The organism is Snodgrassella sp. ESL0253 (assembly GCF_013344965.1).
Taxonomy (GTDB): domain Bacteria; phylum Pseudomonadota; class Gammaproteobacteria; order Burkholderiales; family Neisseriaceae; genus Snodgrassella; species Snodgrassella alvi_B.
The window spans coordinates 1-11,008 of sequence record NZ_JAAEDQ010000012.1 but is presented as its reverse complement, the minus strand read 5'-3'; the positions used below and the strand labels follow the sequence as shown (position 1 = coordinate 11,008).

At 45.9% G+C, this 11,008-nt stretch carries 13 protein-coding genes; 2 read left to right on the top strand and 11 right to left on the bottom strand.

Annotated elements, in window-relative coordinates:
• Position 1: 1 nt before the first annotated feature.
• The 11 genes from GYX26_RS09520 to rluD all read right to left on the bottom strand — a co-directional run bounded on the left by GYX26_RS09520 (position 2) and on the right by rluD (position 9,120).
• Entirely contained in the window at positions 2-451 is a 450-nt protein-coding gene (locus GYX26_RS09520) for a thioesterase family protein (protein WP_174829053.1), read from the bottom strand.
• The gene (locus GYX26_RS09515; protein ID WP_174829052.1) at positions 435-1,385 is read right to left on the bottom strand and encodes a glycosyl transferase family 2; all 951 of its coding nucleotides are present in this window, start codon (positions 1,383-1,385) and stop codon (positions 435-437) included. The genes GYX26_RS09520 and GYX26_RS09515 overlap by 17 nt, the downstream gene beginning before the upstream one ends.
• On the bottom strand, positions 1,378-2,118 hold the full coding sequence (locus GYX26_RS09510; RefSeq protein ID WP_174829051.1) for a glycosyltransferase family 2 protein: 741 nt from the start codon (positions 2,116-2,118) through the stop codon (positions 1,378-1,380). Before GYX26_RS09510 ends, GYX26_RS09515 begins: the two co-directional genes overlap by 8 nt.
• Complete coding sequence (locus GYX26_RS09505) at positions 2,115-3,818, bottom strand: AMP-binding protein (RefSeq protein WP_174829050.1); 1,704 nt, start codon at positions 3,816-3,818, stop codon at positions 2,115-2,117. The genes GYX26_RS09510 and GYX26_RS09505 overlap by 4 nt, the downstream gene beginning before the upstream one ends.
• A 2-nt stretch (positions 3,819-3,820) precedes the next feature.
• Positions 3,821-4,369 carry a hypothetical protein gene (locus GYX26_RS09500; protein WP_174829049.1) on the bottom strand — a complete coding sequence of 183 codons (549 nt, stop codon included), beginning with the start codon at positions 4,367-4,369 and terminating at the stop codon, positions 3,821-3,823.
• Entirely contained in the window at positions 4,362-4,619 is a 258-nt protein-coding gene (locus tag GYX26_RS09495; protein WP_174829048.1) for an acyl carrier protein, read from the bottom strand. The genes GYX26_RS09500 and GYX26_RS09495 overlap by 8 nt, the downstream gene beginning before the upstream one ends.
• Positions 4,620-4,656: 37 nt before the next feature.
• Positions 4,657-4,914, bottom strand: a complete 258-nt coding sequence (locus GYX26_RS09490) for a phosphopantetheine-binding protein (RefSeq protein WP_174829047.1) — start codon at positions 4,912-4,914, stop codon at positions 4,657-4,659.
• Entirely contained in the window at positions 4,915-5,685 is a 771-nt protein-coding gene (locus GYX26_RS09485) for a 1-acyl-sn-glycerol-3-phosphate acyltransferase (protein WP_174829086.1), read from the bottom strand.
• Positions 5,685-6,422: a beta-ketoacyl synthase chain length factor gene (locus GYX26_RS09480; RefSeq protein WP_174829046.1), complete on the bottom strand. Its 738-nt coding sequence runs from the start codon at positions 6,420-6,422 to the stop codon at positions 5,685-5,687. Before GYX26_RS09480 ends, GYX26_RS09485 begins: the two co-directional genes overlap by 1 nt.
• A 769-nt stretch (positions 6,423-7,191) precedes the next feature.
• Positions 7,192-7,983 (bottom strand): peptidoglycan editing factor PgeF, encoded by a 792-nt coding sequence (pgeF, locus tag GYX26_RS09475; protein WP_174829045.1) that lies wholly within the window; start codon positions 7,981-7,983, stop codon positions 7,192-7,194.
• Positions 7,984-7,992: 9 nt separating this feature from the next.
• Complete coding sequence (gene rluD / locus GYX26_RS09470; protein ID WP_174829044.1) at positions 7,993-9,120, bottom strand: 23S rRNA pseudouridine(1911/1915/1917) synthase RluD; 1,128 nt, start codon at positions 9,118-9,120, stop codon at positions 7,993-7,995.
• Between rluD and GYX26_RS09465 the strand changes: the two genes are divergently transcribed.
• Complete coding sequence (locus GYX26_RS09465) at positions 9,119-9,925, top strand: outer membrane protein assembly factor BamD (protein WP_174829043.1); 807 nt, start codon at positions 9,119-9,121, stop codon at positions 9,923-9,925. The two genes, rluD and GYX26_RS09465, sit on opposite strands and share 2 nt — an antisense overlap.
• A gap of 267 nt (positions 9,926-10,192) precedes the next feature.
• The gene (locus GYX26_RS09460; RefSeq protein WP_174829042.1) at positions 10,193-10,738 is read left to right on the top strand and encodes a cysteine hydrolase family protein; all 546 of its coding nucleotides are present in this window, start codon (positions 10,193-10,195) and stop codon (positions 10,736-10,738) included.
• The last annotated feature ends 270 nt before the right edge of the window (positions 10,739-11,008 follow it).

Below are 11,008 nucleotides of genomic sequence, written 5' to 3'. Positions count from 1 at the left end.
ATTAATCTTCTCCTTCCAAGCCATTTTGCATAGCCTGTCTAACTGCCTGTAACCAGCTTTCCGGTGTCTGAAACTGCGTTTCCCGCGTGGCCATACACACGGCCACCTGCATACTGGAAGCTTTGGTTAGTTTTTCTCCGCAGCAACAATCGCTGATGACATAATCAAATTTCAGGCAGCTCTCATATTCTTTTAAAATAACTTCAATGCGGATTTTTTGTCCGAAAACAGCCGGCCGCACATACTTTAGCTGCAATTGCACAATCGGCCAGCCATAACCATTGGCTTTCATGACATTGTAATCATAACCAATGGCACTTAAAAAAGCACAGCGTGCCACTTCCAGATATTTGACATAGTGCCCATGCCAGACAATATCCATTGAATCAACATCAAAGAAAGGTACTTCCAGTACCGTACTGTGACGCAACTGCCTATGCTGCCCTGTCATCCTGATTCCAAAAGTCGAAAAAATTAAACCACTGTCTTGGTGCCTTGATGCAATAAGCACCCAGCAATTGAGCATACTGTCGAACATACTGCTCAATACACTGTTCCCGATGCTGCCGCTGCCAGCGAACACTGGTAGCAAAACGCTGCAAGTACAAATGGTATTTACCCTGCTGTTTGATACAAAACAGTGTATTAACTGGTACTTTCAACAAGCCTGCCAATAACCACGGCCCTTGCGGCCAGCGTGCCATTTGCTGTAGAAACGGTACGGCCACGGTTTTCTCTCCCCGTACTGGTACCCTGTCAGCAGCAATAGCCAGCCATTCACCACGCTGCACGCGCTCATTTAACTCCATCATCATTTTCGCATCCAGCGATGTCACCTGAATCAGGCGAATCCGGCAAGCACCGGCATCTTTTAATGCCTGATTGAATTTCACTGCATGACCGCTGTGAATCAATACATTCAGAACCAGATTCTGGTGCTTTCTGACCAGAGCACGACAAATTTCCGTATTCCCCAGATGCGAACAGACAAATATCTGCCCGGTAGTCCCTGCAACTGGCTGTTCAATATCCTGAGAAAGATTATCCGAGTCATGAATAATCAGGTCTTCATAACTGATACGCCCCTGCCAGACCGCAAAGCGATCTACAATAGCCTGTGCAAAAGCATAAAATTGCCGGAAAACCGAACCTTTTCTGGCTAAAACCGGCGCCAGTTCAGCACAGCTTTGTGCGAGTAAATGCTGATAACGAGCCACATTACGGCGTGCTGCCGCCGCAGTCAGATAAAAATACGCTACTACCAGACAAACTATCGGCGACAAAATCCACGCCGGACAGTATTTGGCCAGATAACGGGTAAGCAACAAAGCTATGTTACTGCCACGTTCCTGCTGGTTTGCCCAGTGACGGCTGGATTTAGTCATGTATTTTCCTTTGCCAGCGGCGCCACAACAGGCCGGGTGCATGCCATAACATATTCACAAATAAACGCGCATGCATTCTGGAAATCAGGATATTGTCTTGCCAGACACGAAAATGTGAAACGCCGTCAGATGCATAAGTCACTGGTGTATCAATCCAGACAAAGGCACAGCCTCGCCAATGCAGGTACACCAAAAGCTCGGCATCAAAATCCATGTAATTGCCAACATGTTCGCTATTAATCACATCAATAGTCGGCACCAGCGGATAAATACGGAATCCGCACATACCATCTTTGATGTCCAGTGATAAAGTATTCACTGCCAACCAGAAATTGGTAATCTTGCGCCCATATAGCCGTGCATTGGGTGTGTCAGTACCATATACCGGCCGGCCACAAACGACTGCCTGCGGCTGTGCTATGGCTGCTGCCACCAGTTTTTGCGTATCTGCCAGACAATGCTGGGCATCAGCATCTACCTGCAATACATGGGTATAGCCATGCTGGGCAGCATACTTTATCCCGTCCTTTACCGCTGCACCCTTGCCCCCATTCTGGGCACGATATATCACCTCAATATCAGGCTGTGATAATTGTTGTAGTGCCGTTCTCGCTGCATCATCAGAACCATCATCTACAATCAGGCAGTCTATTCCGAAAGCCTGCATTGCCTGTGCCACCTTACCTACAGTATGCACATGGTTGTAATGCGGAATCACTGCCAGCAATTTCATAATGCATGACTCTCGCTATCAGGAATCACCAGCCGGCCAGAAGAAATTTTTTTGTCGTGCATGAAGCACTGAAAGGATATTTTCCGGCGTATACAATCACGTTTAAACACCAGCTCAACAATATCAGCCGGCCGCAGAAAATGCTGGAATTTCAAGTTTTCCATCTGCAATGGCGCCTGAACTAACCATGAGCACTGTTGCAGTAACTCTATAATCCATTTTATCTGGATCACCCCCGGTACCAGATGAAAGACATCGAAATGGCCTCTGAAATACACGAGATCGAGTGGAACCTGTATGCGTAGCCTATACTCATCGTCCGCAACAGCTTTCTGATCTAAAACAATAGGATGGGTAACAGGCTGTAAAATAGCCTGTTGTATGTCAGCTGGATTGAGTTTACTTTGGGCATTGCGGGGTAAAGCAGTTGTAAATCGCCAGTGACGCGGCAGTGCAATCTTTTCCTGACTTCCGGCCAGACATTCTTTCAACTCAAGGATAACCTGTTTGCGTCCCTGCTCACCCCAAGCCTGAATACCGGCATCATTCAAAGCCACCCACGCGGCCAGATGAGTACCCTCAGGATGCTTCAGAATGTGAATATCGGCCACCCACTCATGAGCCATGAGCTTATTTTCCAGTTGCATCAGGGAAATGCGTTTATCAGCCAGTTTAATGATACGATCCAGCCGTCCCAATAGTTCAAAACCGTTTTCGTACTCGACTATTGCATCAGCCAGTATCTGTTCTGTCGTACAGCGCGGTGACAGAATAGCCAAGCCATTCTCTTCAACTCTATGGCTGACATCCTGAAAAAACTGCCAGTGAGGCTGGTCACTTCGATAGCCTACTGCACCAGTTTCAGTACTACCGTAGATTTCTACCACATTAGGACAGATATGCTCGAGTAGAAAAGCCTTACTGGTTTGTGCCAGTACACCCCCAGCAGAAATAACCGCAACAACATGTCCTTGCGCCAGAGAAATATCATGGGATAAGCGCAGAGTATGCAGCAGAGTCGGACTGCTAACCCAGATAACATTCCTGTAAGTCTGACTGGTCACCAGCAGCACTTCAGGAAAAAGCAGACGCTGCCGGTAAACAGGCAAGCCCAGATACAGACTGAGCATAATACGAAAACTCAAGCCATACATGTGCTGCACACTGACACTGCCCAGTACAACCGGCCGGTCTTGAATCATTGCACCCGGCAGTGTTGCGGCCAGTATCTGTGCTTCAAGGCATAACTCGTGCCAGTTTTTATTAATCAGTTTGGCCGCACCGGTAGAGCCGGATGTTTGCAGGACAACAGCAATATTATTGACAAAATGACAATTTGCTTCTGCGCAGCCAAGTTCAGCCCACCTTGATGCTGGCAATGCGGGTATGGCAAGTTTATTCGTGATTTCATCAGCCAGATAAATATCTACAGTCTGCTCCAGCCACAAGCAGTTGTCATCAGATAGATTGGCCGGCAGATAAACATCAATATCTGCCTGCACACAAGCCAATAAAGCGATGGCAAAATAAGCAGCATCATCAAAATACAGGCCAGCACGCTTCACCGACTGATCAGATAAATACTGGCCTAATGCGGTTATTTGTTGCATAGCCTGCTGCCAGCTCAAGCTGTCTGCACCAGTAGCAAATAAAGCCTGACTATGGGTACGTTCTGCCCAGAATTGTTCTGCCATCATCATATTTATATTTTTAATCTTAGCCGTCGGTACAGAAATTCTCCGCCAAACAATATTCCCATCAGCAGATAAGAAATCACGCCGGTATACACCGCCCAAGCGTGCCAGTATTGACCCAGAATCAGGCCTGAAGTTAACAGAATATTCATGCAGAAAAAACCACACCATATCTGCGTAACCCGTCTGGTATAGCGTACTCCAGTATCGGGCAGGTCTGGATGCTGTAAACGGGCAAGACGTTCAATGATTGACTGCCGGCTAAACAGGCTGGAGGCAAACACCAGCAACAGCAGCATACTTACCATGACCGGATACCAGTACATAGCTGTAGTCGAATGCAACCAAGCCAGCAGTACAAACACAAGCATCAGTGCACACGACAATAACTTCTGTAATGGTTTTTTGTTAAACAAAGCCCGTAACAGCCAGATGATAGCCATCAGTACAGCAACCGGAATTACCCCAGTATATTTCTGGCCAAAATACCAGATAAACGGATACAGGATACTAACCAGAACCAGTACCGCATTAATGACTGCATACAGCCTAGGCATTATTTGCCTGTTTGGCCTTGTTCATGACTGCCTGAATCACATCAGCCACCGTACGCACGCTGCGAAAATCTTCTGCCTGTAATTTGTGCCCGGTCTGGCGTTTGATGTAATCAATCAAATCAATGGCATCAATACTGTCAATTTCCAAATCCGTAAATAAATCGGCTTCAGGCTTGATTCGCTCTGGTGCAATTTCAAACAGATTTTCCAATGCGTTTGCCAAAATGGCATAAATTTCCTGTTCAGTCATAAGCCGGTTTTCCCTTTTAAATAAAATCAGGTTATTTTCAGTGCTTGCTTTGAATATAACTGGCTAATGAATTGACACTGAAAAAATGCTCGCGCAGCTGACTGCTGTCGTTTTCCATTTGCAGGCCAAATTTTTTCTGGATTGCCAGTCCCAACTCCAGAGCATCTACAGAATCCAGCCCGAGGCCGTCATCACCAAATAAGGCCATATCATCACCGATATCATCTACCGTGATGTCTTCCAGCCCCAAACTGTCAATAATCAATTCTTTAATCTGAATAACTAAATCACTCATTCACTGCTTTCTTTTACTGCATTCATGCTGGAAATATTCCTGCAATTGCTGATTAAGTTTTCTTGCCGCTATGGGCAAAGGTTTGTGTTGTAACCACTGTTGTGGGTCGATATCATCACCAACATAAAAATCATAACGAATTTTCTGTTTCGGCACCTGATACCAAGGTTGGTGCTTTTTCAGCGCCGGCGGATTCATCGCAATCACTACCGGCGTAATCACACGGGCACTGCGCAATCCAATAGACACAGCGCCGCGATTAAAATTTATTTTGTTATCCCATCCAGTACGTGTACCTTCAGGAAAAATCAGCAGGCTTTGTCCGCCACGCAATACAGCATCAGCATCTTCAACAACTTGCAGCGATTCATCATTTGGCAAGAATCCACAGGCAAGTATTGGGCTTTTCATTACTGGGTTACGCAACAGATCTTTTTTAACAATGCAATTAAGTGTGGGAACTTTAGCCAGCATAAACACCACATCCAGTAATGACGGATGATTCACCAGAATCAGCTGCCCGGGTTGTCCAAGGCGTTCAAAGCCATGGTAACGAACAGTAATGACACCTGTAACACTTAAATAACGGATAAATGCAGCCCAAATATGCGCAACCAGCCGCCGTGCCCGTATCTGACTGGCCGCACTGTTTTTTGCCGATGGCAAGGTATAAGGCAACAGGATAATTTTAAACAGCAGCCCAAATACACCAAAAATTACAAAGCCCATTGCCGTTGCACACCAGCGCCACATCCAGTTGCACCAACCCATCAGCCAATCCGCCACTGCCAGACCCCCTGTTCAGCAGGCTGCCTGCGCACAGTCTGCGCTGTTACCTGTTGGACAATCCAATCCAGCGTACTACTGTAATAATTCAGTGTACCAGCCAGTGGGTTATCTGTAGCCTCTGCCATCATCGGACTGTAGGTCAGACTTGTCTGCTCACCTGTGGTGAGGATTAACCCCAATGCCAGTGGAAATGGCGCACGCACTGCTGCTACGTTATATTCAGCCGCAATGGGTTCTTCCACTACCACCACCAAAACCTGCGATGCACCCTCTTCCAGCAAACCTACCGCTTCGGTAATGCCCATTTCCAGACCATTGTATCGCGCGCTTAAAGCTATACACTCACTCATGTCCGCACGCATCAGCGACCACTGACCGACAATGGCATTATGCACAGACAAAGCAAATGAAGTCGGTGACAATTCTTCCTGCTGTAGCAAACTTTGCCACAATTGAAAACTGCGGTTAATCTCACCATCATGAGAAACGAAAACCACCGGACAGGATATATTTTCGGGCAACAGCGGCCATGACGCTGCAAACATTAAACGGGCTGCTGAACTTAAGCGACGCCTTTTCATAGCAGGTAAAAAAGAAACATCAATATCTCTGGCCGTTAAGCCATTGATGTCCCTCCCTTGTGCTACCCATTGCCGCCAGTCTGCTAACGTCTGGTGAAAAGGACTAACCGCACGCCAAGCAGATATTGCAAACTTCATATATCTGTGTAAAACGTAATAAACCTAGCATTATATGTAAGCTTATATCACATAACAATTAATATTTTTTATTTAATATTAATATACGTTTAATAAAAATGAATTATTAGCTTAAAAAAAACAATCAACATCTACTGTATATAATCTTATATAGTCATAATCTTTTGGGTATGTTTAAAATTTAATATATTTTAATCATTTAACAGCATGTCTATTGTATTCATGCCTGAAACTGAAAACAGTCTATTGATTTTGGGCTGCTTATCGGTGGCACAGCAGATAAAGAATTTTGTAGGGGAACATTAACTTTCTTTTAAGTAAGTGCCAGTTCTATTACACCATGTATCACTTTGCGCGACACCTTCATTTTCCTGAGCACAAATACCTACAAATACACCAGCTGTTGTTTCTTACCTCAATACAACATTATTATCATTGTGATTACCTGAGTTATACCGAAACATTCTATCGCGAAGTAAAACGCCATCAGTCTTCTATCGTTTCGTCTCAGACACCCGCTTTCGCCCACTTATAACCTTAACTACGGCATGTCGCTGCAATACAGCATGAAATGCACACAGTACAGTAATAGTTTGCGCTGCTACCACAATGCCGTCAGATTCAGCTTTTTCTAGCATAAAAGTCAGATAGTGTTTTATCCTTATAAACGCATTGTTTACTGCTAAGGTGCACTAACACTGCCCCCTACCGGCATCATTTTCAGTTACAGGCGTTGATTATTGCCAGCGGTACCTTTTAGAATTTATTTTTAGTCCAGCCAGATTGCACTGAGCATACGTCCGGTTTGCCCGTCACGCCGATAGGAAAAATAACGTTCGCGCTGTAAAACCGTACATTCTGTGCCACCATAAACCTGATGTACACCCGCATCAGCCAGAGCTAGCCGCGCCAGCGCATAAATATCTGCCAGATAATGGTCATTACCAATATCGGTAAATGCTGCCTGTGCCTTGGGCTGGCGCAGGCAAAATGCTTCCCATACTTCCGTTCCAACCTCAAAGGCTTCCGGCCCGATTGCCGGCCCCAGATAAGCAAGAATTTCCAGGGGATTGACCTGCATGGCCTCTACCGTATTCTGCAATACCCCATTTGCCAGCCCGCGCCAGCCGGCATGCGCCGCAGCCACTACAGTACCGGCACGGTCGCACAGCAATACCGGCAGACAATCCGCAGTCATAATGGCGCAGGCTACTGCTTCACCCTGACGGCAGAAGCTGGCATCGGCAGCTTCCGGTTTACCTGCCTGCAATGCAGTTAATGCCGACATAGCATCTGTTACCTCGGCACTGTGTATCTGATTCAGATAGGCCAGCGGTTTTGCCACCTGCTGCTGCACCAGTGCACGATTATGCTGTACAGCCTCAGAATAATCACCAACATGTGCACCAACATTTAATGAAGCAAATGGCGGCCTGCTCACGCCGCCCTGACGCGTAGAAATCAAGGTGTGTACATTAGCCGGTGCCGGCCATTCTGCCTCAAAAAAGGATTTTTTGTCCTGAGTCAGACCAAGTGCCTGATTCATGTCCCACTGGTTCATCGTACTGCCTTATTCGCGTACATAAATAACATCCACATCATAATCATCGTCATCCCAGTCTTCATCTTCCGCTTCAGTACCCAGACGCTGCTGCCACTCATCTGCGGTTTTAATGGCAGAATCCATGCCTGCCTGTAAACGCAGTACAGAGAGCAAATGATAAATATCAGCTGGCAGCGGTGCTTCAAACTGTACGGTTTCTTGTGTTTGCGGATGAATAAAGCACAGACGATAGGCATGCAGTGCCTGACGCGCCAACGCTTTAACCGCTGCCTTGACTTCAGTTGTAGCCGGATGGCGCGGGTTGCCGTAAAGCGCATCCCCGGCCAGTGGATGGCCAGCAGCTTTCATATGCACACGAATCTGATGGGTACGGCCGGTTTCCAGCTGGCATTCGATATAACTGAAATCAGCATAACGTTCCAGTACCTTTACATGGGTAATGGCTTCCTTACCGCCAAAAGGCACAACAGCCATACGGGTGCGATTATGCGGATCACGCCCAATCAGGGTTTCAATTTTGCCATCAAAGGGTACAATACCATCGGCTACAGCACGATAGGTACGTTTTACAGTGCGTGCCTGTAACTGGCGTACCAGCTGTGTTTGCGCTGCCACAGTTTTGGCTACTACCATCAGGCCACTGGTGTCCTTATCCAGCCGGTGCACGATTCCTGCTCGCGGCACCTGTGCCAGCGCCGGGCAATAGGCAAGCAGCCCGTTGAGCAGCGTGCCCTGCCAGTTGCCCGCAGCAGGATGTACCACCAATCCGGCAGGTTTATTCAGTACCAGTACACTATCATCTTCATATATAATGTCCAGCGGCATTGGTTCGGGTGTAAAGGCCAGCTGGCTCTCATCCTGCTGAATGGCTACCTGTATAGTTTCACCACCGATTAACTTATACTTGGGTGGCACCACGCTACCGTTAACGGTAACATGGTTATCCTTTATCCACGCAGTTAGCCGGCTGCGGGAGAATTCCGGCATCAGTTTTGCCAGCGCTGCATCCAGACGCAAGCCGGCCAGTTCATTAGGTACTGTCCAATTTTTATAACTTTGTGCACCATCATCTGCCGCAAAGGGCAAATCATCGTTATAATCGTCATCATTCTCTAACAAAGAAGTGTCTTTCATGAAAAATTTGTTTTCGGCGGTGGCTTTAGGCTTGTTACTGAGTGCCTGTGCCAGCACAAGTACGGTCGATAAAGATTCCCAGATTACCCAGGACTGGTCTGTTCAGCGTCTGTACAATGAAGCACATGACGAGCTGATGCATCGTAATTATACGCATGCTGAGAAATTATACGAAATTCTACAGGCACGCTTCCCTTATGGTTCCTATGCGGAACAGGCACAGCTTGATACAGCCTATGCCTATTATAAGGACGATGAGAACGACAAGGCACTGGCTGCAATCGAGCAGTTCCAGCGCCTGTATCCGCAGCATCCAAATATGGATTACGCGCTGTATCTGAAAGCACTGATTCAGCTGAACGAAGACAAATCCTTTGTCAGCAAACTGGCTAAACAGGACTGGTCTGACCGTGATCCGAAAGCCAATCGCGAAGCCTATACTACCTTCGCCCAGCTGGTGCAGTATTTCCCCCAGAGTAAATACGCCGATGATGCCCGCGCCAAAATGCAGAAACTGCTGGAAGCGCTTGGTGGCAATGAACTTTCAGTTGCGCGCTATTACATGAAACGCGGCGCCTGGTTGGCCGCGGTGGGGCGAGCACAGACAGTGATTTCCCAGTACCAGAATACACCCAATGTAGAAGAAGCACTGGCAATCATGATTTCAGCATATGCCAATTTGGGGGAGCAAAAGCTGAGCGACGACACAAAACGTGTACTGGCACAGAATTTCCCGGATAGCCCCTATTTGCAGACACCATGGCAGGATCATAGTGCCATTCCGTGGTGGCGTTACTGGAAGTAATCGCTGCGACTATATTGTCTCAGACAGGCTAATCTTATGCTATCAGGCCAATATCAGCTGTATTGGCCTGATATTTTTGCATATACAGTATTCACTATACTACCGGCAAGCTGCGCTGTATACGGACTATAACCTCATGTGAGCTAATAGTTTTAGCACTAAATTCTATATTATGAACAATAAATTAAAGCTAAAATATCAAGAAACTCATTTAATGATTTATAACTTACTAATTTCAAATTACCAAAACCGTTTTGTGGACAGCATATGAAAGCACTGATTTCAATTGATTACACCAATGACTTTATCGCCACAGATGGCGCGCTAACAACCGGATTGGCTGGACAATCAATTGAAGAAGAAATAGTGAATGTGGCCAGAACATTTATTGAGCAAGGAGATTTTGTGGTATTTGCCATTGATGCCCATCAGGCAAACGATCAGTATCATCCAGAAAATAAATTATTTCCGCCACATAACATCATCGGCACAGAAGGTCAGAATTTATATGGCTCATTAAAACAACTGTACACAATAAACCAATCTAATCCGCAAGTTTACTGGTTAAACAAACGTCATTATTCAGCGTTCAGTGGCACTGATCTGGATTTACGCCTGCGTGAGAGAAACATCACAGAAATACATTTAACTGGTGTCTGTACCGATATTTGTATTTTACATACCGCAGTTGATGCTTATAACCTAAATTACAAAATAGTCATCCATCAACATGCCGTTGCCAGCTTTGATGCTACAGGACACAACTGGGCTTTAAAGCATTTTCAAAATACTTTAGGAGCAACCATAATCTGATCATGCTGATCAGCTCTTAATTCATCTTACTATCGATAAGGATTTTTGTCGTTCGTGGGTACTTTGTGTAACTACCTTCTAAAAGAATACAGCCTTAAAGTAGAAATTTCTCCATCAATCCACGAGAATTTAAATATAAAAAATGTAACTATCCCCTAAAATAGTACAGTCCCAAAGTAGAAAATTCTCTTCATTAACCCACAGAGGATTTAAACATGAAAAAGATGACTGAACATCAGATCGTATCTATTTTAAAAGAAGCTGAAGCCG